Origin of the sequence: Actinocorallia sp. A-T 12471 (assembly GCF_033875155.1) — a bacterium.
Classification (GTDB): Bacteria; Actinomycetota; Actinomycetes; order Streptosporangiales; family Streptosporangiaceae; genus Actinocorallia.
Genome location: NZ_JAWZTE010000011.1, coordinates 202,761 through 224,219, shown reverse-complemented (window position 1 = coordinate 224,219; position 21,459 = coordinate 202,761). Strand labels below are relative to the sequence as shown.

At 71.1% G+C, this 21,459-nt stretch carries 22 protein-coding genes; 9 read left to right on the top strand and 13 right to left on the bottom strand.

Going from position 1 to position 21,459, the window contains the following annotated elements:
* The first annotated feature begins 31 nt into the window (after nt 1-31).
* Nucleotides 32-685 (top strand): hypothetical protein, encoded by a 654-nt coding sequence (locus R9X44_RS27085; RefSeq protein ID WP_319817115.1) that lies wholly within the window; start codon nt 32-34, stop codon nt 683-685.
* A 25-nt stretch (nt 686-710) separates the two neighbouring features.
* On the opposite strand, the gene R9X44_RS27080 is transcribed toward R9X44_RS27085, so the two are convergent.
* From R9X44_RS27080 to miaA, 7 genes are all read right to left on the bottom strand, one after another.
* Nucleotides 711-2,027 (bottom strand): ABC transporter family substrate-binding protein, encoded by a 1,317-nt coding sequence (locus tag R9X44_RS27080; RefSeq protein ID WP_319817114.1) that lies wholly within the window; start codon nt 2,025-2,027, stop codon nt 711-713.
* 497 nt (nt 2,028-2,524) lie between these two features.
* On the bottom strand, nt 2,525-3,904 hold the full coding sequence (locus R9X44_RS27075) for an ABC transporter ATP-binding protein (protein ID WP_319817113.1): 1,380 nt from the start codon (nt 3,902-3,904) through the stop codon (nt 2,525-2,527).
* Nucleotides 3,901-4,749 carry an ABC transporter permease gene (locus tag R9X44_RS27070; RefSeq protein WP_319817112.1) on the bottom strand — a complete coding sequence of 283 codons (849 nt, stop codon included), beginning with the start codon at nt 4,747-4,749 and terminating at the stop codon, nt 3,901-3,903. Before R9X44_RS27070 ends, R9X44_RS27075 begins: the two co-directional genes overlap by 4 nt.
* The gene (locus R9X44_RS27065; protein ID WP_319817111.1) at nt 4,746-5,714 is read right to left on the bottom strand and encodes an ABC transporter permease; all 969 of its coding nucleotides are present in this window, start codon (nt 5,712-5,714) and stop codon (nt 4,746-4,748) included. Before R9X44_RS27065 ends, R9X44_RS27070 begins: the two co-directional genes overlap by 4 nt.
* Before the next feature lie 304 nt (nt 5,715-6,018).
* On the bottom strand, nt 6,019-6,759 hold the full coding sequence (locus R9X44_RS27060; protein WP_319817110.1) for an SCO6745 family protein: 741 nt from the start codon (nt 6,757-6,759) through the stop codon (nt 6,019-6,021).
* Between the two features lie 99 nt (nt 6,760-6,858).
* A complete protein-coding gene (gene dapF / locus R9X44_RS27055; protein ID WP_319817109.1) occupies nt 6,859-7,695 on the bottom strand; it encodes a diaminopimelate epimerase in 837 nt (278 codons plus the stop codon).
* The gene (gene miaA / locus R9X44_RS27050; RefSeq protein WP_319817185.1) at nt 7,692-8,582 is read right to left on the bottom strand and encodes a tRNA (adenosine(37)-N6)-dimethylallyltransferase MiaA; all 891 of its coding nucleotides are present in this window, start codon (nt 8,580-8,582) and stop codon (nt 7,692-7,694) included. Before miaA ends, dapF begins: the two co-directional genes overlap by 4 nt.
* Before the next feature lie 119 nt (nt 8,583-8,701).
* Between miaA and R9X44_RS27045 the strand changes: the two genes are divergently transcribed.
* Nucleotides 8,702-8,893: an antitoxin gene (locus R9X44_RS27045; protein WP_319817108.1), complete on the top strand. Its 192-nt coding sequence runs from the start codon at nt 8,702-8,704 to the stop codon at nt 8,891-8,893.
* Nucleotides 8,894-8,911: 18 nt separating this feature from the next.
* Here R9X44_RS27045 and R9X44_RS27040 read toward each other — a convergent pair whose 3' ends face one another.
* Both R9X44_RS27040 and miaB read right to left on the bottom strand, forming a co-directional pair.
* The gene (locus R9X44_RS27040; RefSeq protein ID WP_319817107.1) at nt 8,912-9,577 is read right to left on the bottom strand and encodes a class III extradiol dioxygenase subunit B-like domain-containing protein; all 666 of its coding nucleotides are present in this window, start codon (nt 9,575-9,577) and stop codon (nt 8,912-8,914) included.
* A 23-nt stretch (nt 9,578-9,600) separates the two neighbouring features.
* Nucleotides 9,601-11,082, bottom strand: a complete 1,482-nt coding sequence (miaB, locus tag R9X44_RS27035; RefSeq protein ID WP_319817106.1) for a tRNA (N6-isopentenyl adenosine(37)-C2)-methylthiotransferase MiaB — start codon at nt 11,080-11,082, stop codon at nt 9,601-9,603.
* Between the two features lie 231 nt (nt 11,083-11,313).
* Here miaB and R9X44_RS27030 point away from each other — a divergent pair, with 231 nt between their 5' ends.
* The 6 genes from R9X44_RS27030 (at nt 11,314) to R9X44_RS27005 (ending at nt 17,026) form a co-directional block, all read left to right on the top strand.
* Complete coding sequence (locus R9X44_RS27030; RefSeq protein ID WP_319817105.1) at nt 11,314-12,063, top strand: amino acid ABC transporter ATP-binding protein; 750 nt, start codon at nt 11,314-11,316, stop codon at nt 12,061-12,063.
* Between the two features lie 127 nt (nt 12,064-12,190).
* Nucleotides 12,191-13,039 (top strand): glutamate ABC transporter substrate-binding protein, encoded by an 849-nt coding sequence (locus R9X44_RS27025; protein WP_319817104.1) that lies wholly within the window; start codon nt 12,191-12,193, stop codon nt 13,037-13,039.
* A 67-nt stretch (nt 13,040-13,106) separates the two neighbouring features.
* On the top strand, nt 13,107-13,793 hold the full coding sequence (locus tag R9X44_RS27020) for an amino acid ABC transporter permease (protein WP_319817103.1): 687 nt from the start codon (nt 13,107-13,109) through the stop codon (nt 13,791-13,793).
* Nucleotides 13,790-14,704, top strand: coding sequence for an amino acid ABC transporter permease (locus tag R9X44_RS27015; RefSeq protein ID WP_319817102.1), 915 nt, complete (start codon nt 13,790-13,792; stop codon nt 14,702-14,704). The genes R9X44_RS27020 and R9X44_RS27015 overlap by 4 nt, the downstream gene beginning before the upstream one ends.
* Before the next feature lie 71 nt (nt 14,705-14,775).
* Nucleotides 14,776-16,758, top strand: a complete 1,983-nt coding sequence (locus R9X44_RS27010; protein ID WP_319817101.1) for a prolyl oligopeptidase family serine peptidase — start codon at nt 14,776-14,778, stop codon at nt 16,756-16,758.
* 73 nt (nt 16,759-16,831) lie between these two features.
* Nucleotides 16,832-17,026, top strand: a complete 195-nt coding sequence (locus R9X44_RS27005) for a DUF3046 domain-containing protein (RefSeq protein ID WP_319817100.1) — start codon at nt 16,832-16,834, stop codon at nt 17,024-17,026.
* Nucleotides 17,027-17,044: 18 nt separating this feature from the next.
* Here R9X44_RS27005 and R9X44_RS27000 read toward each other — a convergent pair whose 3' ends face one another.
* The 4 genes from R9X44_RS27000 to R9X44_RS26985 form a co-directional block, all read right to left on the bottom strand.
* The gene (locus R9X44_RS27000) at nt 17,045-17,488 is read right to left on the bottom strand and encodes a DUF350 domain-containing protein (protein WP_319817099.1); all 444 of its coding nucleotides are present in this window, start codon (nt 17,486-17,488) and stop codon (nt 17,045-17,047) included.
* A 101-nt stretch (nt 17,489-17,589) separates the two neighbouring features.
* A complete protein-coding gene (locus R9X44_RS26995) occupies nt 17,590-18,726 on the bottom strand; it encodes a glutathionylspermidine synthase family protein (protein ID WP_319817098.1) in 1,137 nt (378 codons plus the stop codon).
* A gap of 3 nt (nt 18,727-18,729) precedes the next feature.
* The gene (locus R9X44_RS26990; RefSeq protein WP_319817097.1) at nt 18,730-19,056 is read right to left on the bottom strand and encodes a hypothetical protein; all 327 of its coding nucleotides are present in this window, start codon (nt 19,054-19,056) and stop codon (nt 18,730-18,732) included.
* Nucleotides 19,057-19,199: 143 nt separating this feature from the next.
* On the bottom strand, nt 19,200-20,063 hold the full coding sequence (locus tag R9X44_RS26985) for an ATP-grasp domain-containing protein (protein ID WP_319817096.1): 864 nt from the start codon (nt 20,061-20,063) through the stop codon (nt 19,200-19,202).
* 258 nt (nt 20,064-20,321) lie between these two features.
* Between R9X44_RS26985 and recA the strand changes: the two genes are divergently transcribed.
* Entirely contained in the window at nt 20,322-21,440 is a 1,119-nt protein-coding gene (gene recA, locus R9X44_RS26980) for a recombinase RecA (protein ID WP_319817095.1), read from the top strand.
* The last annotated feature ends 19 nt before the right edge of the window (nt 21,441-21,459 follow it).

The window sequence follows — 21,459 nt, the reverse complement described above, 5'->3', positions numbered from 1 at the left end:
TCCGTGCTCCAGCCCGCAGATTGGACGTTCCGTGTCTGGATCGCACCGCTCTCCAGGTAGCAGACGCAAGAAGCAGAACCGCAAGGGCGCGGTGGTGGCCACCGTCGCCCTCGCGGGGCTGCTCGCCGTCGCCGCCGTAGGCGTGGGCGCTTACATCGCCCGGGAGACCGGCAAGGACGACGACGGTAAGAAGTCCTCGGTATCCGTCGCCCCAGCGGCCACGGGCCTCGCCAGCCCCGCCTCCGGCGAGCCGATGACGCTCTCCGACACCGAGGGAAACAGCTACACGATCGCCGCCGTGGACGCCGGACGCGACGAGAACGGTAGGGCGTACGCCGAGTACGTGATCGCCAACACCGGCGACGCCCAGGCCCCGCTGGAGACCCCCGGCGACCTCTTCGTGTCCAAGACCAAGTCGAAGGCCACCGCCTGCATGGAGCAGCCGGGAGCGCCCACGACGATGTGCACGCCGCCCAACTCCACCGAGGTGCTCGGCCCTCTGGAGGGATCCCCCGACATCGTCAGCGACGGCGTAGACGAGTACATGCCTGCGCACGCCGAGTACCTCGTGCGTATCACCACCGACGACGAGGTCGACGAACTCGCCGCGAGCGACCTCGGCCTCTACGTCTGGGACGTGCGCTTCATCAAGGACCGCAAGGCGCGTCTCATCCCCATGCCCTGACGCCGCGCCGTACCTCACCCCGCCCTCAGCGGAACCCGATGTCCTCGTACACGAGGTCGGCCAGGCCCGGCGCTCCTATGTTCGCCAGGCGGGCGTCCACGGCGACGAGTTGAGGCCGCTGGTAGAGGGGCACGACGGTAGCGAGCCGCCACAACCGGGCGTCGGCTTTGCCGAGCAGTCTGCGGCTCTTGGCCGGGTCGAGGGAACGGCCCGCCTTGGCGAGCAGGGCGTCGACCTGGAGGTCGCCCGCCCCGGTGAAGTTCTGGCCGCCGTCGGAGGAGAACACCGACGTCATCCATGAGGCGGGGAACGGGCCGCCGAGCCAGGAGAACGCGACGAGGTCGAAGTCGCCGCGCACGACGTACTGGCTGATCATCGCGTTCTGCGGAACGGGCCGCAGTTCGACCGCGAACCCCGCCTCGCCGAGCAGTTCCTGGACGAGTTCTGCCTCCTCCCGGTATGCGGTGTTCCCCGCCGGGATCAGATACCGCAGCGCGGGCCGTGAACCGCCCAGCAGCCGCCGCGCCTCGGCGACGTCGCGGGCCGGGGCGCGGTCGCGGTAGCCGGGCTGGCCCGCGACGAAGAAGCGGCTGCCGAGCGTGCGGGGCGGCGCGTCGAGCCGCGCCAGGGCCGCGCGCGCGAGCAGGTCGCGGTCCAGCGCCAGCAGGACCGCCCTGCGCACGGCGGGGTCGGCCAGCGGCCCCCGTGCGGCGTTGAGGGTCAGGTGCCGCCAGTCCGCGCCCGCCGCGCGGCGCACCCGCGCCCAGGGCAGCCCGCGCGCGCGCAGGTAGGCCCCGACGTCCCCGCCGACGTCAAGGAGGTCGATCTCGTGATTGGCGAACGCGCCGGCGCGGGCCGCGGAGTCGAGCGCGCGGAAGCGGATCTCGTCCAGCTTGGCGGGGGCGCCCCACCATGACGGGTCGCGCTCGACCGTCACCGTGCCCGCGGTCGCGTCGAGTTCTTTGGGACGGAAGGGCCCTGCGGTCACCGGAAGGGCCGACACCCAAGCGTGGTCGAACGCCTTGGGGTCGCGCGTTGTGGAGGCCGGGTAGAGCGGGCTGAACAGGGCCTTCCAATCAGCGAACGGCCTGCGGAACTCCACCACGATCTCGCCCGGCGACTTCCCTTTGCGCACCTCGGATATGTCGGCGTACCCGGTGTCGGAGGCGATCTTGTACCTGCGGTCGCGTCCCGACAGCGCCTTGGCCTGCGCCTTGAAGTCCCGTAGCCCGATCGCCCTGCCGTCCGACCAGCGCGCGCGCGGGTTCATCCGGTACCGGATCGTCTGCGGCGACTTCTTGATGACGCGGGCCTCAAGCAGGTAGTCCCGGTCGGGCGTCACGCGCCCCGAGGAGTCGGCCACCATCGGAAACGGAAGAACCGCCCGCAGAACAAGCTCCGTGGCCCCCTCCATCCCCGCGACGTGATGGTGGTTCCACTGCGTGGGGAACACCGGCAACGGCCAGCGCAACACCCCGCCATCCCGCACCTCCTGACGCGCCAACGGCGCAAGATCAGAAGCAGCAGGTTCCGGCGGCGTCCCGGAAGTCCCCGCCGTACAAGCCACCACCCCCACCCCAACCAGCACAAGCGCGACCACCGCCCGCACCCCCCGAACCCCCACCCTCCGCACACGAGCAGCACGGCCCCTCAGCGCCACCCGACCCTCCACCGGCACCGCACGAACGTTCGGTCGGTCCGCGCGGTCCCTCAGGGTCGCTGAATCCACCCGCGTAGCACGAACGTTCGGTCGGTCCGCGCGGTCCCTCGGGGTCGCTGAATCCACCCGCGTAGCACGAACGTTCGGTCGGTGCGTGTGGTCGGCGCGGTCGTTGGGGGTCACTGGATCTTTCCGTTGCGGAGGAGGAGGGTTCGGTCGGCGAGGGTGGTGAGGACGTCTTCGTCGTGGGAGACGAGGAGGCAGGCGAGGTCGAGGGCGGTGCGGAGTTCGCTGAGGAGGTCGACGATCTCGGCTTTGGCGCGTGCGTCGAGGGCCGATACGGGCTCGTCCAGGAGTAGTAGGCCGGGGTCGAGTGCGAGCGCGCGGGCGATGGCCACCCTTTGGCGCTGTCCGCCCGAGAGCGCGCCGGGACGGCGTCCGGCCAGGTCGGCGGGCAGCCCGACGCGCGCCAGCAGCTCGGCGGCCCTGCCGTCCGCCGGACGGCCGTGCACGCGCAGCGGCTCGGCGAGGCTCTGCCCGACCGTCATGACGGGGTCGAGGGCCGCCCTGGGGTCCTGGAAGACCGGCTGCATCCTGGCCCGCAGCGCCCGGCGCGCGGCGGGCTGCAGCGTGCGGGTGTCGCGGCCGTACACGACGATGCGTCCGGCCTGCGGAGGCCCGAGCCGCAGCACCTCGCGCAGGAGCGTGGTCTTGCCCGCGCCCGACGCCCCCGACAGCCCGACGATCTCTCCCGCGCCCACCTCCAGCGACGCCCCGTCGAGCACCTTGCGGCCGTCGAGTACGCAGCCGAGGCCGGACACCGAGAGCACCGGGTTGCCTGTGGGCCGTACGCGCAGGCGTAGGCCGGAGTGCTGCACGGGAGCCGGATCGCCGAGCACCCCTTCGCGCAGCGCGAGCACCCTGTCTGCGCGGCGTGCCACGAGTCCGGGATCGTGAGAGATGAGCAGGAGCGCGCTACCGGCCTCCCGGCACAGGCCGCACAACAGGTCCATGGTCCGCTCGCGTACGTCCGGGTCGAGCGAGGCCGTCGGCTCGTCGGCGACGACCACGGCGGGCCGGTGCGCGACGGCCATGGCGATGAGGACGCGCTGGCGCATCCCGCCCGAGAGCTCGGCCGGGTAGGCGCGGTACCTGTCGGCCGGGATGCCGACCATTTCCAGGAGCCGCGCCGCGCGCTCACGCGCCCCCGCCCGCCCCGCGTGCACCCGGACCGCCTCGGCGAGCTGTGATCCGACCCCGCGCACCGGCGTCAGGGCGGCCAGGGGGTCCTGCATGACGAGCGCGATCCGGCTGCCGCGCAGCCGCGACCAGGCGCGGTCGTCAAGGCCGTGCACGGGCGTCCCCGCGACGTGGATCTCGCCCGACGCCCGCGCGTCACGCGGCAGCAGCCCCAGCAACGCGAGCGCGATCGCGGACTTCCCCGCCCCGGAAGGACCCGTCAACGCGACGACCTCTCCCGCCGCCGCCTCGAAGTCGACCCCCTTGACGACCTGCGCGTTCCCGTAGGAGATCCGCAGATCCCGCACCCGTAGGTTCACCGGTCCTCCAACGCGCGATGCAGACCGTTGCCTACGAGGTTGACCGCCGCGGTGAGGGCGACGAGGACAAGGGCGGGCGGCAGGAACAGCCAGGGCTGGACCGTCGCCACGGGCGCTCCTTCGGCGATGAGCGTGCCGAGGGAGACGTCGGGCGGGGCGACCCCGAAGCCGAGGAACGACAGCCCGCTCTCGCCGAGGATCGCCATCCCGACATTGAGGGCGGCGTCGGCGGCCAGCAGTCCTGCGAGGTTCGGCAGGATGTGCCGCAGCACGATCCTGGCGCGCGACGCGCCGAGGTAGGACGCGGCGAGCACGAACTCCCTGGCGCGCAGCGACCGCGTCTGGGCGCGGACGGCGCGCGCGGTGAGCGGCCACAGCAGCAGCGCGAGCAGGAACACCACGTGCCCGCGCGACGCCCCCTGCGGCGCGATCACGGCCACCAGGAGCACCCCGGGCAGGACGAGCAGCAGGTCGGTCCCCGCCATGAGGAGCCGGTCCATGGGCCCCCCGACGAGCCCCGCGAACGCCCCGACCAGCGCCGCGACGGCCGTCGCGGCGAGCCCGGCGGCCAGGCCGAGCAGCAGCGACGAGCGCAGCCCGCGCATCGTCAGGGCCAGGACGTCACGGCCGGTGCCGGTCGTGCCGAACCAGTGCCGCATCGACGGCCCCTCGTGCAGCGCGGTCAGGTCCATCGCCCGCCACGCGTCGCCGCCGCGCACCAGCGCGGCGAGCGCCAGCAGGGCGAGGACCAGCAGCCCTCCCACGACCGCCTTGTCTCCCCGCAGCGCACCGCGTAGGCGAGCGCCCGGATTCGCGCCGCGCAGCGCGTGCGTCAGCCCGGTCACAGGACGCCCTCCCGCTGCCGGGACGCCATCGGGTCCAAAAGGCGATGGAGCACGGCAGCCGCGAGAGAGGCCGCAGGTACCGCGAGTGCCGCGACGGCCGTGCAGGCCGCCACAGGATGCGGGTCGGAAGCGCGCAACGAGTCCAACAGCCAAGCCCCCATCCCCTGCCGCCCGAAAGCCGTCTCGACATACGCCGCGCCGACCAGCAGGAATCCGAGGCTGTAAGCGAAGTACGTGGTTGTCGGAACGAGCGCGGTCCGCAAGCCGTGGCCGAAGTACGCCCGGTAGAGCCCGAGACCCCGTGCGCGCGCGGCCCGCACATGCTCGGACTCGGCCGCGTCGCGCATGAGCGCCTGCTGGTAGCGGCCGAACAAGGCGACGTAAGCCAGCGCCACCGTCAGAGTCGGCAGAACGAGGTGCTGGAGACGGCTGAGCAACCCGTCGCCCCCGTCGCCCACCCACCGCACGAGCGGCAGCCCGGTGACGCCGTTGAGCCGCTCCCCCGCGAGCTGGAGCGCGATCGCGATGACGAACACCGGCGTCGCAAGCAGCACATGGGACACGGCGGTGAAGACCCGTCCCGGCACGCGGGCCAGCGCCGCCCACGCGCCGAGCGCCACCCCCGCGAGCGCCCCCAGGACGGTGCCGGGCAGCAGCAGGACGACGCTCGTGGCGAGTCTGCCGGGCAGCTCGGCGGAGACCGAGGCCCCCTGGAGGGTGCGGCCGAAGTCGCCCCGGACCGCGCCGGACGCCCACGTCAGGTACCGCTCGTGCAGGGGCGTGCGGTCGTTGAGGTTCAGCGCGTCGAGCTCGGCCTCCACCGCGGCCTGCGGCGGCTGTGGCTGACGGCCCTCAAGACGCGCGCGCGGTTCGAGGCTGAGCGCGGCCAGGAGGTACCCCAGGCTGGCGGCCGCCGCCGCGAGGGCGAGCGCGACGCCCGCACGCCGTACAAGGGGGAAGAGCACCCACCGCTCCCGTCGTCAACAACGCAGAGCAAGTGAGATAGCACGCTCAGCTATCCGAGCGGCGGTGAGGTGGGGGATTGGGCATGACGCGCATGGACCCGTGCGTGAACGCGGCCGTGAACGCGAAGGGGGCCGGTGGTCGTCCCCCGCCAAGAGTATGACCACCGGCCCATCTGGTTCGCGTCCCGGGGCTCCCGACCCGGGGGGCGCGTACCCCCTTACGGATATGAAGGTACGGTCCTGGACATCCCGCCCCGAAGGGACAGCGGTCCCGATGTCTTCGGGAGCCCGTAAGGGACAACCCCTAACGGGTGAACGCGACGGCGTGCGCCTGCGCGAGCAGAGCGGCGAGTTCCTCACCTTCGGCCTTGTCGAGCCCGTCGAACGCCTGCTGGGCGAGCCTGTCGGTGACGGCCTCGGCCTCGCGCCACAGCGCGCGGTGCTCGTCGGTGATGTCCTCGAACGGCTCGGGCCAGCCGAACAGCCGCGCCTGGTCGGGCCCGGAGTTCAGCGGGGAGCCGCCGATGAGGACGGCCTGGAGCGCCGTCAGGCCGGCCGCCTTGACCGCGACGAAGTGCAGGCCGCCGCGCAGTTCGCGCAGCGCGTGGACGAGGTGCATGACCCGGCCGCGCGGGTCGTCGTCCAGCGGCAGGGCGCGCCAGCCGCCGAACAGGGGCGCGCCGATCGGGTCGGCGTTCTGCACGACCGCGAGCAGCAGCTCGGCGAGGCGCTCGGGCTTGTCGAACGCGGCGAGCTTGCGGCGGCCGAAGCCCTGGCAGGCCGCCAGATAGCCCTGGGCGGCCTCGGCGGCGGGCATGGGCACCGACTCCCATGACGCCCGCACGACGTCCACAGGGAAGAATCCGGCCGCCGAGGCGACCACGTCGGCGTCGACCTCGCCGAGGACGCCGCAGCGCCCACGGAAGTACGGGCCGAGGAAGCCCTCGACGCCGGTCGCGCGACCGAAGTCCCTGGCCTCGCGCGAGAACATGAACGCCCCGCCCAGTTCCTGGATGTGCCGCTGCACGGCGCCCGCCACGGTCATCCCGCCTCCTGCCACCGAAAAACCGAATGATGTTCTGGGCAGGCTAGGACACCCGTCATAGGCGCACCAGACCCGCCCCCCTCGCGGGCGGGCGGGGGCTCAGCGCAGGACGCCGTCGGCGACCAGGACCGCGGGGCCGCGCAGGAAGCTCGTCACGCCGTCGAAGACGACCTCGACCCGGCCGCCGAGCACGTCGACGGCCCAGGTGGACGCTTCGCGCAGCGGGTCGAGCCCCGCCGCGACGGCCGCCGCCACGGCGGTGGCGACCGCGCCTGTGCCGCACGAGCGGGTCTCTCCTGAGCCGCGCTCGTGCACCCGCATGGCCACGTGCCTGTCTTCGATCGGACGGAAGAACTCGACGTTCACGCCGGCCGGGAAGTCGGCGGCGGAGAACGCCGGCTCGCGGGTGAGGTCGAGCGCCGCGACGTCGTGGTCGATCAGGCAGGCGAGGTGCGGGTTGCCCATCGAGACCTTCAGGCCCCGGTAGACCGTGCCGCCCACCCGGGCCTCGCTTTCGGCGAAGACCTCCGGCCTGCCCATGTCCACGGTGACGTCGCCGCTCTCGCCGAGCGTTACGGCCTTGACCCCTCCGCGCGTCGCCACCGCGAGTTCTCCCGGCGCGGCGAGGCCGGAGTCGACAAGGTAGCGGGCGAAGACGCGGACGCCGTTGCCGCACATCTCCGCGACGCTGCCGTCGGCGTTGCGGTAGTCCATGAACCACTCGGCCGCCACGTCGGACAGCCCCGCGGCCTTCGCGCGCACCACCCGCAGCACCCCGTCCGCGCCGATCCCGGCGCGGCGGTCGCAGATCCGCGCGACGTCGGCGGCGGCGAGGTCGAGTTCGCCGTCGGGGTCGGGGAGGATCACGAAGTCGTTCTCCGTGCCGTGCCCCTTCGTGAAGGCGTGTCCCGTGAGGGCGCGTCCCGTGGTGCTCATGCACAGATCCTAAGGGCGCGCTCGAGGAGGTCAGGGGCGTCGTAGGGCAGCCACTGGATGCGCGGATCACGCCGGAACCACGACTCCTGACGCCGCGCGAACCTCCGGGTGGCCCGGACGGTCTCCTCCTTGGCCTGCTCCTGCGTCCACTCCCCCGACAGGTGCCTGAGCACCTGGGCGTAGCCGAGAGCCGCCGACGCCGTACGGCCCTCCCGCAACCCCTCACCCTCAAGTTCGCGTACTTCCTCCACAAGACCCGCCGCCCACATGCGGTCCACCCGCAGCGCGATCCTCTGGTCAAGCTCAGGACGCGGTACCAGCAGCCCTATCTGGACGGTCTGGGGATCACGGTAGAGGTGCTCGGGAAGGCTCGCGGTGAAGGGCCGCCCGGTGATCTCGATGACCTCGAGCGCGCGCACGACCCGACGCCCATTGGACGGCAGGATCTTCTTCGCCGCCTCCGGGTCGGCCTCCTCCAGCCGGGCGTACAGCACGCCCGAGCCGACCTCCTCCAACTCAGCTTCAAGACGGGCCCGTACCTCCGGGTCGGTCCCGGGGAACTCCATGACGTCCAAGGCCGCCCGGATATACAGGCCCGACCCTCCGACGAGGACGGGGACCCCGCCCCTCGCCCGGATGTCTGCGATCGCGTCATGGGACATGCCCTGGTACTCGGCCACGCTCGCGGGCTTGGTGACGTCCCAGACGTCGAGCAGGTGGTGCCGGACCCCACGGCGTTCGGCCTCGGTGAGCTTGGCGGTCCCGATGTCCATGCCCCGGTACAGCTGCATCGAGTCGGTGTTCACGCACTCGCCGCCGAGGCGCAGCGCCAGATCGACGGCGAGGTCGGACTTGCCCGCCGCGGTCGGACCGGCCACGGAGATCACGTTCACGGGTATCGGTTTCCAGGGTGCGCGAGGTTAACGGGGACGAGATGGGTAGTAACACAGAGATATCGGACGTCCGGAAGATCCGCACGGTCCGGACCAGTATCGGGGGGAAGCCGATGAGCATCGTCCAGAAGGTGATGGACATGTTGGGCAAGCACGCCGACAAGGCGGACTCGGCGATCGACAAGACCGGCGACATGATCGACCGCAAGACAGGCGACAAGTACAAGGGCCAGGTCGACTCCGCGCAGCAGAAGGCCAAGGACGCCGCCCGCCAGCTCGCCGACAAGCAGCGCCGCGCCCGCTAGCGCGCGGCCACGCGCCCGTCAGCGCCACACCGCGGCGAAGTAGCCCACGCCGTAGGGGGCCTCGTCGGCGAGCAGCGCGGCGGCGAACCGCCGGCCTCCCGCCGCCCCCGCGAGCACCTGCCACGCCGCCCGCCCGGCCGCCATCAGCTCCTCCGACAGCTTCGGATCGAGTCGGCCGAGCGCGGCGGCGTCGGCCTCACCCAGCGCCCTGGCGACCTCGGCGTCGTAGGGCGCGGCGCGCTCGTCGAAGTAACCCGGCGCCTTCTCGTCCCGGCAGGCCGACCCGTCTCCCATGACGAGCAGGGCCACATCCCGCGCGGCGAGCCTTTCGCCGAGTTCCAGGCACTCCGCTTCGGACGCGTCCGAAGCGATCTCCTGGAACGCCGAAGGCTCCCGTCCGTCCAGCAGCCACCTTCCGACCGTCAAGGACAGCGGCAGTACGGGCGCGCCGTCCCCCACCCGTAGGTCGAGCCCCCAAGGCGCGAACGTGCCCGAGGCCGTCCCCGGGTGCGCTCGGGTGTGCTCGCCTCCGCCGACCACCACGAGGTCGCCCCCGGCCGCGAGCACGGAGTCCACGGCGGTTCTGCACGCCGCGCGGAGCCCGTCGAGTTCCGGGGCGGCCAGGCCCGCGATCTCGGGCACGAGCAGGGGCGGATGCGGGCACACGGCCGCCGCGATCAGCACGCCGTCTCCTTACGGGCAGATCATCAAGGGCAGGTGGAGCAGCCGGACGCCGCCGGTGCGGGCGCGGGCGCGCCGATCTTCGGCATCCCGAGCGGGACCGCCGCTCCGGCGGCCTCAGGAGCCGCCTGACGGGCCTCCCAGGCGTCCCCGGCCCTGGTCCGCCGGACCGACCGCACGGGGGCGTCGGCGAGCAGATGGTGCGGCGCGGCGTAGGTGACCTCGACGGTCGCCATGTCGCCGGGGCGCACCGGCTGGTCGGGCCGGGTGAAGTGGACGAGGCGGTTGTCGGGCGCGCGCCCGGACAGCCGCCGCGTCTCGGCGTCCTTGCTGCCCTCGCCCTCGGCCACCAGGACCTCCAGGGTCCTGCCGACCTGCTTCTTGTTCTCGTCCCAGGAGATCTGCTCCTGCAACTCCACGAGCCGCTCGTAGCGCTCCTGGACGACCTCCTTGGGCACCTGGTGGTCCATGGTCGCCGCGGGGGTGCCGGGCCGCTTGGAGTACTGGAACGTGAACGCGCCGGAGAAACGGGCCTCCCGCACGACGTGCAGGGTCTGCTCGAAGTCCGCGTCCGTCTCGCCGGGGAAGCCGACGATGATGTCGGTGGTGATGGCCGCGTCGGGGATGGCGGCGCGCACCCGCTCGATGATCCCGAGGTAGCGGTCCTGCCGGTAGGAGCGGCGCATCGCCTTCAGCACCGGGTCCGAGCCGGACTGCAACGGCATGTGCAGCGACGGCATGACGTTCGGCGTCTCGGCCATCGCGGCGATCACGTCGTCGGTGAAGTCGCGCGGGTGCGGCGAGGTGAAGCGGACGCGCTCAAGGCCGTCGACGCCGCCGCAGGCGCGCAGCAGCTTGGCGAATGCCTCGCGGTCGCCGAACTCCGCGCCGTAGGCGTTGACGTTCTGGCCGAGAAGGGTGACCTCAAGGACGCCCTCGCCCACCAGCGCCTCGACCTCGGCGAGGATCTCTCCGGGCCGCCTGTCCTTCTCCTTGCCGCGCAGCGAAGGCACGATGCAGAAGGTGCAGGTGTTGTTGCAGCCGACGGAGACCGACACCCAGGCCGCGTAAGGCGACTCGCGACGGGTGGGCAGCGTGGAGGGGAAGACCGACAGGGACTCCTCGATCTCCACCTGCGCCTCCTGCTGCACGCGTGCGCGCTCCAGCAGGACGGGCAGGGCCCCGATGTTGTGCGTGCCGAACACCACGTCCACCCAGGGCGCCCGCTTGACGATCGTGTCCCGGTCCTTCTGCGCGAGGCATCCCCCGACGGCGATCTGGAGGCCGTTCTCCGCCTTCTTCCGCAGGTGTCCGAGGTTGCCGTACAGGCGGTTGTCTGCGTTCTCCCGCACCGCGCAGGTGTTGAAGACGATGACGTCCGGTTCGCCTTCGGCCCTGACGTATCCGGCGGCTTCAAGCAGCCCGGACAGGCGCTCGGAGTCGTGGACGTTCATCTGGCAGCCGTAGGTGCGCACCTCGTACGTGCGGGGAGACTCAACAGTGTTCATGGCGTGCCCCAGAGTACCCCCGGGAAGGGAACACAGCGCTGGCGTCACGGAGGGAAGCGGGAAGTATGACACTGAATGACGGCCTCGCCGGAAGACAACCGGAAGCGAGGGGTATTCCGGAAAAGACGCGGAATGATACGACCAAGGGCCCTTTGGATAACACTGTCGTGATCAGATCGGTATCGGCGTGTCCCTCCCCTCCCGTGATCAAGTGAACTAGCGTCTCGCCGTATGACGGTTAGCGGCGACCCCCTTGTGGTCCTGGAGAACGTCAACAAGTACTTCGGCGACCTCCACGTGCTGAAGGACATCGACCTGGAGGTGGCGCGAGGCGAGGTCGTCGTGGTGGTCGGGCCGTCCGGCGGAGGCAAGTCCACGCTCTGCCGGACCATCAACCGGCTGGAGACGATCGACTCCGGCTCCATCACCCTCGACGGCGTGCCCTTGCCGCAGGAAGGCAAGGCGCTGGCTCGGCTCCGCTCCGAGGTCGGGATGGTGTTCCAGAGCTTCAACCTCTTCGCGCACAAGACCATCCTCCAGAACGTCACGCTCGGCCCCACCAAGGTGCACAGGACGCCGAAGGCCGAGGCCGACGCGGCCGCGATGGAGCTCCTGACGCGCGTCGGGATCGCCGCCCAGGCCGACAAGTACCCCGCCCAGCTGTCCGGCGGCCAGCAGCAGCGCGCCGCCATCGCCCGCGCGCTGGCGATGCGGCCCAAGCTCATGCTGTTCGACGAGCCGACCTCCGCGCTCGACCCCGAGATGGTCTCCGAGGTGCTCGACGTGATGACCGGCCTCGCCGAGGGCGGCATGACGATGATCGTCGTCACCCACGAGATGGGGTTCGCGCGCAGCGCCGCGCAGCGCGTGGTCTTCATGGCCGACGGCCAGATCGTCGAGCGCGCCGCGCCCGAGGAGTTCTTCACCGCGCCAAGCACCGACCGGGCGCGCGACTTCCTGTCGAAGATCCTCCGCCACTGACCCCCCGCACCGACCCCCGCACCGTCCCTTGCCCCCGAGCACCGACCCCCGCTCCCGACCCCATCCGGCCGCCCTCGAGGACACCCCTGAGCTCGCACTCATCGGACCCTGAAGGGACCCCCGTTACATGAGACGTATATTCCTCGCCCTTGCCGCGTTCGCCTTGGGCGCGTCCGCCCTGTCCGCCTGTGGCGGCGACGGCGGCGCGACCGACCTCGTCACCAAGGCCAAAGAGGACAAGAAGATCAAGGTCGGCATCAAGTTCGACCAGACCGCGATCGGCGTGAAGAAGCCCGACGGCTCAGTCGAGGGCTTCGACGTGGACGTCGCCAAGTACGTCGCCGGCAAGCTCGGCGTGCCCGAGAGCGGCATCGAGTGGGTCGAGACGATCTCGGCCAACCGCGAGCCGTTCCTCATGCAGGGCCAGGTCGACATGGTCGTCGCGACCTACTCGATCCTCCCCGAGCGCAAGGAGAAGGTCACCTTCGCGGGCCCGTACGTCATCGGCCACCAGGACATCATGGTCCGCGGCGACGACACGTCCATCACGAAGGTGGAGGACCTCAAGGGCAAGCGCATCTGCCAGGCGTCGGGGTCCAACTCCTACAAGCGCATCACCGACCCCCCGCCCAACGGACGGGAGATCGACGCCGACCTCGTACCGGCGGGCAGCTACTCGGAGTGCATCACCAAGCTGAGCGGCGGCACCCTGGACGCGGTCACCACCGACGACTTCATCCTCGCCGGCTTCGCCTCCCAGGGCGGCGACTTCAAGATCCTCGGCACGCCGTTCACCGATGAGAAGTACGGCATCGGCATCAAGAAGGGCGACGTCGCCTCCTGCGAGGCCATCAACACCGCCCTCGGCGAGATGTACTCCGACGGCACGGCCACCCAGCTCCTCCAGAAGTGGTTCGGCACCGCCAAGGGACTCGAGCTGCCCACCTCCGTCCCCCCGGCTGAGGGCTGCTCCTGATCACGGCGCGGAACGCGGGGTCTTGAGCGCCCGCGTTCCGCGCCCAACCTGAGCGGAGACCGCGCAGATGGAAACGTTGTTCGACAATCCCCTGTTCGACAACCATGACGCCGTACTGACCGCCTTCTGGGCGACCATCCGGCTGACGGTGACCAGCGCCCTGTTGTCCTTCGTGTTCGGGACCCTGCTGGCGGCGCTGCGCGTCTCCCCGGTTCCCGTGCTGCGCGGGGTGGGGACGGTCTACGTGAACATCGCGCGCAACACTCCGCTCACGCTTGTGCTGCTGTTCTGCTCCTTGGGGATCAGCAGCACCCTGCGCCTTAACTTCGACGTCGAGGACCCGTCCTTCAACGGGTACTGGTTCGCCGTCCTCGGCCTCACCGCCTACACGTCGGCGTTCGTGTGCGAGACCTTGCGGGCCGGGATCAACACCGTCCCGATGGGCCAGGCCGAGGCGGCGAGGGCGATCGGCCTCAGCTTCGCCCAGTCGATGCGGCTGGTGATCCTGCCGCAGGCGTTCCGCGCCGTCATCGCGCCGCTCGGCAGCGTCCTGATCGCGCTCACGAAGAACACGACGGTCGCGGCGGTCGCCGGGTACGCCGAGGCGGCGTTCATCATGAAGGAGATGCTCTACGAGAGCACGGGCGGGGCGATCGAGATCTTCCTCGGCTTCGCCGCCGGGTTCGTCGTGCTCACCCTCCCGATCGGCTTCCTCACCGGACGGCTCGCCAGGCGGCTGGAGATCAAGCGATGAAGACCCCTGCCGCTGCGCGGTCCACCTCCGCGCCGCGTAAGCGCGCTCGTCCGACCGGTACCGCGGGGGTCCTCTTCGACGCCCCCGGCCCGAAGGCGCGGATCCGGCACAACGTCCTCACCCTGGTCGGGGTGGTGCTGCTGCTCCTCGTCGCCTGGTTCGTGTGGAGGCGCATGGACGAGGCGGGCCAGTGGGACGGCGACCTGTGGAGCCCGTTCCTCGACCCCCAGGTCTGGACCGGACTCATCCTTCCGGGCCTGTGGGGCACGCTGACGGCCGCGGCGGTGGCTGCGGTGCTGGCCCTCGCGTTCGGGGTCGTCTTCGGCCTGGGACGGCTCTCAGAGCGCGCCTGGATCCGTCTGCCGTCGGCGTGGGTCGTGGAGTTCTTCCGCGCGATCCCCGTCCTCATCATGATCTTCTCGGCGCAGTACCTCAGCTTCTCGGTCGCCGGACAGGTCATGCCCGCCTTCTGGGCGGTCGTCATCGGCCTCACCCTCTACAACGGGTCGGTCCTCGCCGAGGTGTTCCGCGCGGGCATCCTCGCGGTGCCGCGCGGCCAGTCCGAGGCCGCCTACGCGCTCGGCCTCCAGCGCGGGGCCGTCATGCGGCTGGTGCTGCTCCCCCAGGCCGTGACGGCGATGCTCCCGGCGATCGTCGGCCAGATGGTCGTGCTGCTCAAGGACACCGCGCTCGGCTACATCATCAGCTACGAGGACCTGCTGAACGCCGGCTTCCGGATCGTCCCCTCCAACTTCGGCAACCTGATCCCGGCCGCCGTCGTCGTCGCGCTGATCTACATCCTGATCAACCTCGTGCTCGGCTGGGCCGCCGCCCGTCTCGAGGCGCGCAGCCGCCGCGGCCGGAGGTCGGCGGCCGCGCCCGTCACCGCGCCGCCCGCCCCCGGTACCTGATCACGTTACTTTCAGGTGGCAAACGCCCTGTCTTGGTCCCAATGGGCCTCGGCATGCGGGACGATTCCGGTATGACCGCTCGCGTGACCCCCTTCGGCTCTTGGCCCTCCCCGATCTCCGCCGCCGACGTCGCCCGAACGCGCGTCAGGCTCAGTTTCCCCACCGCCGTCGGAGACGACGTGTGGTGGCAGGAGAGCAGGCCGGAGGAAAGCGGTCGCACCACAGTCGTGCGCAACGGACGCGAGGTGCTTCCACCTCCGTGGAACGCGCGCACCAGGGTCCACGAATACGGCGGCAAGTCCTATCTGCCGACCCCTCGCGGCCTCGTCTTCGCCAACTACGAGGACCAGCGCCTGCACCTGCTGTCTCCCGGCGACGCCAGGCCGCGTCCCCTGACGCCCGAGCCCGCGATCCCCGGGGGCCTGCGTTACGCCGACCTCGTCCTGTCCCCGGACGCCTCGGAGGTCTGGTGCGTGTGCGAGGGCCACGTGGCCGCGCCCCCCGCCGCCGAAGGCGAGCCGGTGCCTCCGGCGGGCGTGCGGCGCGCCATCGTCGGCATCCCCCTCGACGGCCGCGCCGCCAACGACCCCGGCGCGATCAACGAGATGGTCACGGGAAGCGACTTCTACGCCTCCCCCACGCCCTCGCCCTCGGGCGGGCACCTTGCGTGGGTGCAGTGGAACCACCCGCGCATGCCGTGGGACGGCACCGAGCTGCGCGTCGGCGTCGTCGACCAGGGCAGGGTCGTGTCCCCGCGCACGGTCAAGGGCGGCATGTCCGAATCCGTCCTCGCGCCGCTGTGGCGCGACGACACCACCCTGTACGTCGTGTCGGACTGGCCCGGCTGGTGGAACATCTACCAGGTCGGCCTGTACGGCGAGTCGCCTCAGGCGCTGTACCCGGCCGAGGAGGAGTTCGCCGGCCCTCTGTGGAGCCTGGGCGGACGGCCTTACGCGCTGCTGTCCGACGGCCGCCTTGCGGTCATGCACGGCCAGGGAGACCAGCGGCTCAGCCTGTACGACCCCGAGACGCTCGAACTGGAGACGCTCGACCTGCCCTACACCGACTGGCAGATGAGCCTGTCGGCCGACGGCACCACGATCGTCGGCATCGGCGCGGCCCCGGCGCTGCCGTCGTCGGTGGTGCGGATCTCCGCGACCGACGGCCGGGCCACGGTCCTGCGCCGCGAACTCGACAGGGTGCCTCCGGAGACCTACCTCCCGGTCCCCCGCGACGAGATCTTCGAGGGCCAGTTCGGCAGGCCAGTCCACGCCCTGGTGTACGAGCCCACGAGCCCCGACGCGATCGCCCCGCAAGGCGAGCTGCCGCCTTACGTCATCTGGGTCCACGGCGGGCCCACCGCGCGCTCGTCCGGCACGCTCAGCCTGGAGCGCGCCTACTTCACCAGCCGTGGCATCGGCGTCATCGAGGTCGACTACGGCGGCTCCACCGGCTACGGCCGCGCCTACCGCGAGCGGCTGCGCCGCCAGTGGGGCCTCGTCGACGTCGACGACGCCATCTCGGTCGCGACCTCGATGATCAAGGCCGGGCGCGCCCACCCCGACCGCCTGGCCATCCGCGGCGCGAGCGCGGGCGGATGGACCACCCTTGCGGCGGTCACCTCCGACACGGTCTTCAAGGCCGCCACGTCGTACTTCGGCGTCAGCGACGCCACGACGCTGCTCGCCGAGACGCACGACTTCGAGTCGCGCTACCTGTTCGGCCTGATCGGCCCGATCCCCGGCTACGAGCGGTCCTACGAGGAGCGCTCGCCCCTGCACAGGGCCGAGCGGACCTCCTGCCCCGTGCTGCTGCTCCAGGGCTTGGACGACCCGGTGGTGCCTCCCGCGCAGTCCGACGCGTTCGCGCGCGCGCTCGGCGACAACAAGGTGCCCTACGCCTACCTGGCGTTCCGCGGCGAGTCCCACGGCTTCCGCAGGGCCGAGACCCTCCAGACCTGTCTGGAGGCCGAGCTGTCCTTCTACGGACAGACCCTTGGCTTCCAGCCCCTGGGGGTACCCGTCCTCAAGCTCACCGAAGGCCAGGCCGCCTGAAACCGGCGCCCTCCGGCGCTCGCCTTGGGCACGTTCGGCGTACGCACCCAAGGGCGGCTGGCAGACTGGCCCGGTGAGGCTGACCGCTTTCTGGGAGAAGATGAACCGCCAGTTCGGCGAGGCGTACGCGCGCAGCGTCGCCGCGGACTACGTCCTGGCCGAGCTGGGCGGACGCACCGCCGACCAGGCGTTCGCCGAGGGCGTCGACACGCGGACGGTCTGGCGTGCCGTCTGCGCCGCCTTCGACGTGCCCGACCGGATGCGGTGACACCCGCCCGGCCGGGGCTCAGATCACCGCGAGCGCGGTGACGAGGCCGATCATCACGTGGGTGACCGCGAGTAGCCAGGTGCCCGGCTGGAGCGTCGTCTCCCGGCACAGCTCCTTGATCTTGAACCCGATGATCAGGTCGAAGACCAGCATCGCCACGACCTGGCCGACGATCCCGACGACGCCGTAGACGGCCGTCGCGAGCAGCCCTTCGAGGAGCACCGCGTCGGTGGCGAAGATCGACGCCGACACGATGACGCCGACCGCGACCATGCCCGCCCCGGCAAGGAGCGTCGCGTTGGGGTTGCGGTCGTGACGGATGACCGAGACGAGCCGTCCAGGGGTCGCGAGGTCCACGACGTAGAAGCCGATCACGAACAGGACGAGGCCCAGGGCCGCGTAGGCGAGGATCGCCAGGACGTTCTGGCCCAGGATCTCGGCGAAGGCGCTGTCGAGGGACATGGTGTGGGTTCCTTACGGGGGATGCGGGGTTCTACGGGGGGATGGGGAGCCGTACTGCGGGGGTCCTGAGGCATCTCACAGGGGATCTTCACAGAGGGAGGTCACAGAGGGATGCGGTGCGGGATGAACGATGAGGTGTCGTCGGTGATGAGTCCTGAGGTCTCCCGGATGCCCAGCCCCGCCGACTCGTCGGCCACCATCCACGCGCCGAGCACGGGGTGCTGTCCGTCGAAGTCGGGAAGCGGGACGAACTCCTGGAAGACGAACCCCTCCGCGCCGTACCCGCCCAGCGTCTCGGTCCGGAACGACGGCGTCGTCACGGTCATGCTCGCGCCCTCCCGGCCGAGCAGCGGCTTGCGGATGTGCGAGGACATGTCGCGGGGGCCGTCGAGGTAGGCGGGCAGCAGGTTGGGGTGGCCGGGGAACAGCTCCCAGAGCAGGACGAGGAGCCCCTTGTTGGACAGGAGCATCTTCCACATCGGCTCCACCCAGTCGGCCTCGTCCACGTGCGCGCCGAACGGCTCGGCGACGATCCACTCCCACGGGTACAGCTTGCAGAGGGTCTTGATCTCCGCGTTGGACATGTCGCGGTAGTACTCGCCGTCCCAGCCGACCTCCTGCATGGAGATGGGGACGCCCTGGCGTCCGGCCTGCTCGGCCGTCTCCTGGAGGTAGGCGATCGTCATCAGCTCCTCGCCGGACTCGTCCATCTCCGTCCAGGCGAAGTGCACGGGACCGGGCCGCAGAGGCATCTCACGCCAGCGGTCCACAAGGCGCTCGTGCAGGGAGTTCCACTGGTCGTCGGCGGGGAAGACCTCCTCCTTCCAGTACCACTGGATGATGGAGGACTCCACGAGGGAGGTGGGGGTGTCGGCGTTGTACTCGAGCAGCTTCGCCGGGCCCGTGCCGTCGTAGCGCAGGTCGAACCTGCCGTACAGGTGCGGGTCCGCGCGCCGCCACGACTGCTCGATGGCGGGCGCGTACCTCTCGTCTATCCGCAGGAGTTCGTAGCGGCCCGTCTTCACGACGTGTTCGGCGGCCTCAAGGCACATCCGGTGGAGGGTCTCGACGTCCTCCTCGAGCCGCAGCACCTCGTCCATCTCCAGCACGTAGTGGACGGACTCGTCCCAGTACGGCCGGGTCAGGTTCTCGGGGTGGGCGGTGCGGTGGTAGGCGAGTCCCTGCGACTCGATGGTCTCGGCCCAGCCGTCACGCGGCCGGGAGCGCTCCCTGCGCAACGGTCAGCTTCCGCCGCCGCCGGACCAGCCGAAGCCGCCCCGCAGCGTGGTGCCCGACTTGGTCTTGATGCTGCCCTTCTTGGGCTTGAGGGTGCTGCCGCCGGTGACGACGCCGCCCGAACTGTTGCCGCCGTAGTACCAGCGGTAGCTCGAGGACGAGGAGTCCGAGCAGTTGGAGTCGCTCACGACGCGATATCCGCCACCGGGCAGCCCTCGGCTCTCGACGCAGTCGGCGGTGTGCGAGCCGCCGCCACAGGCGGTCAGCGACATCGACAGGGTGCCGAGAAGGCCGACCTTGACGGCACGGGAACTCATGCGGCGCTGCGGCATGTGGGGGGTCCCTCCATGGAAAAGCGGTGCTGGGGAAGTCTAGGGGCTTCCATATGTTCCGTGTTATGACGCCACGAGCGAACATTCGGTTTCCCGGTGATACGCCGCTTTCACCCGCGAGCAGAGCGGAGAAAGCAGAAGATTCACCCGGGATCGGGCAGGTGGAAGTACAGGTCGCCGACGTCCGCGCCCGTGTGCAGATCGCTCACCTGGCCGTCGCCGACCTCCACGACCCGCCACGCCCCGTCGACGCGCCGCGCCAGGTCGGTGGTGACGAAGCGGCAGCCCAGCGCGCGGACGGCGGGACGCACCGGGTCGAGGTCGGGGAAGGCGTCCGCGTCGGGGGTGTCGGGGTGCGGGCCCACGAGCACCGGGTCGCCGTCCACCCACCACACGCGCGCCTCGGCCGTCGTGTACTCCTCGAACGCGCGCAGCACGACGCCGCCCGTCAGGAACTCGTCCTGGAGCTCCACCATCCGGTGGACGACCCGGGCCAACGCGGCGGTGTCGGAGGAGTCGGGCACGTAGCACGCCTCGTCCCACTCGTGCTTGCGCGACTTCACGTAGTCCTTGACCACCAGCGGCCCGGGCGGCAGCTCGCGCGCCACGTCGGCGAGCCGTCCTGACGCGGGCAGCTCGCGCGGCATCAGCGCGAGCCACGCGCTCTGCGGCGTCAGCCCGGCGAACGTGTCGTACCAGCCGGGCAGCTCATGAGCGCGCTGGTAGCTGTCCGGAGGGGTCATCATCGGCGCGCCGCGCGCCACGAGCGCCTTGGCCAGCGCGTGGTATTCCGCGGCGCTCAGCATCCAGCCGCGGTACCACAGCGCCCCCGCGCCGCGCGGCACCCTGCGGACGGCCTCGGCCGCGTCGCCGCCGCGCAGCGCCTCGAGGTCGAGCAGGATCGGCGCGCCGCCGGAGGCGCGCAGGATCTCCGCCTCGGCGTGGAAGTGCTCGTCCACGCGACGCGGCCGGAGCGGATCGGCACAGAAGAGGACGGACAGGGTCATCGTGTACCCCACAGTGATCGCCTGCTGCGCCGTCAGGTTACGTCGCGCCACGCCCGCCGCGCAGCCGGATTCGCCGCGAACCCGTCGCCGGGACCGGCCGCGCCACGGGGTTTCCCGAAGTTGTCCACAGGCTCCGGCCCTGATCGAATTTATGTTCGGTAGAGTTTGCGACGCGCGGGGTCCCCGATTCTGTCAGTGGGCTCTCGTAGCGTCGGTCCCGACATGACGAAGAAGCAACCGACCCGACAGGGGCACACGATGGCAGGCAACGACCGCGAGAAGGCGCTGGAGACAGCGCTCGCCCAGATCGAACGGCAGTTCGGCAAGGGCTCGATCATGCGTCTCGGCGACGAGGTGCGCGCCCCGATGGAGATCATCCCCACCGGGGCGATCTCCCTGGACATCGCCCTGGGCATCGGCGGCCTGCCGCGCGGCCGCGTGGTGGAGATCTACGGCCCGGAGTCCTCGGGTAAGACCACCGTCGCGCTGCACGCCGTCGCGCAGGTGCAGAAGACCGGCGGCATCGCCGCGTTCGTCGACGCCGAGCACGCCCTCGACCCCGACTACGCCGAGAAGCTCGGGGTGGACACCAAGTCGCTGCTGGTCTCCCAGCCCGACACCGGTGAGCAGGCGCTGGAGATCACCGACATGCTGATCCGCTCCGGCGCGGTGGATCTCGTGGTCATCGACTCCGTGGCGGCCCTGGTGCCCCGCGCCGAGATCGAGGGCGACATGGGCGACAGCCACGTCGGCCTCCAGGCCAGGCTCATGTCGCAGGCGCTGCGCAAGCTCACCGGCGCGATCAACCAGACCAAGACCACCGCGATCTTCATCAACCAGCTGCGCGAGAAGGTCGGCGTCATGTTCGGCTCCCCGGAGACCACCACCGGTGGCCGGGCGCTGAAGTTCTACGCCTCGGTCCGGCTCGACGTGCGCCGCATCGAGACCCTGAAGGACGGCACCGAGCCCGTCGGCAACCGGGTGCGGGTGAAGGTCGTCAAGAACAAGGTGGCCCCGCCGTTCAAGGTCGCCGACTTCGACCTGCTGTACGGGCACGGCATCAGCCGTGAGGGCGGCCTGATCGACCTCGGCGTCGAGCACGGTTTCGTGCGCAAGTCCGGCGCCTGGTACACCTACGAGGGCGATCAGCTCGGCCAGGGCAAGGAGAACGCCCGCAACTACCTGAAGAACCACCCCGAGACCTCCGACGAGATCGAGAAGAAGATCAAGGAGAAGCTCGGCGTGGGCCCGCGGGTGGACGCCCCCGCCGATGGCGCGGCGGCCCCCGCCGTCCCGCCCCCCGCCGAGGCTCCCGCGGCCCCGGCGGCTCCGGCCCGCCGCACCCGCACCGCCTCGGCCCCCAAGCCAGGCGACTGACCTGCCGCCCTTCGTCGTG

Coding starts and splice junctions, on each gene's coding strand:
- R9X44_RS27060 (WP_319817110.1), bottom strand. CDS start 6,759: ATGACCGTGGCGGGCGCCGTGCAGCGGCACATCCAGGAACTGGGCGGG.
- dapF (WP_319817109.1), bottom strand. CDS start 7,695: ATGAGCACCACGGGACGCGCCCTCACGGGACACGCCTTCACGAAGGGG.
- R9X44_RS27045 (WP_319817108.1), top strand. CDS start 8,702: ATGAGCATCGTCCAGAAGGTGATGGACATGTTGGGCAAGCACGCCGAC.
- miaB (WP_319817106.1), bottom strand. CDS start 11,082: ATGAACACTGTTGAGTCTCCCCGCACGTACGAGGTGCGCACCTACGGC.
- R9X44_RS27030 (WP_319817105.1), top strand. CDS start 11,314: ATGACGGTTAGCGGCGACCCCCTTGTGGTCCTGGAGAACGTCAACAAG.
- R9X44_RS27025 (WP_319817104.1), top strand. CDS start 12,191: ATGAGACGTATATTCCTCGCCCTTGCCGCGTTCGCCTTGGGCGCGTCC.
- R9X44_RS27020 (WP_319817103.1), top strand. CDS start 13,107: ATGGAAACGTTGTTCGACAATCCCCTGTTCGACAACCATGACGCCGTA.
- R9X44_RS27015 (WP_319817102.1), top strand. CDS start 13,790: ATGAAGACCCCTGCCGCTGCGCGGTCCACCTCCGCGCCGCGTAAGCGC.
- R9X44_RS27010 (WP_319817101.1), top strand. CDS start 14,776: ATGACCGCTCGCGTGACCCCCTTCGGCTCTTGGCCCTCCCCGATCTCC.
- R9X44_RS27000 (WP_319817099.1), bottom strand. CDS start 17,488: ATGTCCCTCGACAGCGCCTTCGCCGAGATCCTGGGCCAGAACGTCCTG.
- R9X44_RS26990 (WP_319817097.1), bottom strand. CDS start 19,056: ATGCCGCAGCGCCGCATGAGTTCCCGTGCCGTCAAGGTCGGCCTTCTC.
- R9X44_RS26985 (WP_319817096.1), bottom strand. CDS start 20,063: ATGACCCTGTCCGTCCTCTTCTGTGCCGATCCGCTCCGGCCGCGTCGC.
- recA (WP_319817095.1), top strand. CDS start 20,322: ATGGCAGGCAACGACCGCGAGAAGGCGCTGGAGACAGCGCTCGCCCAG.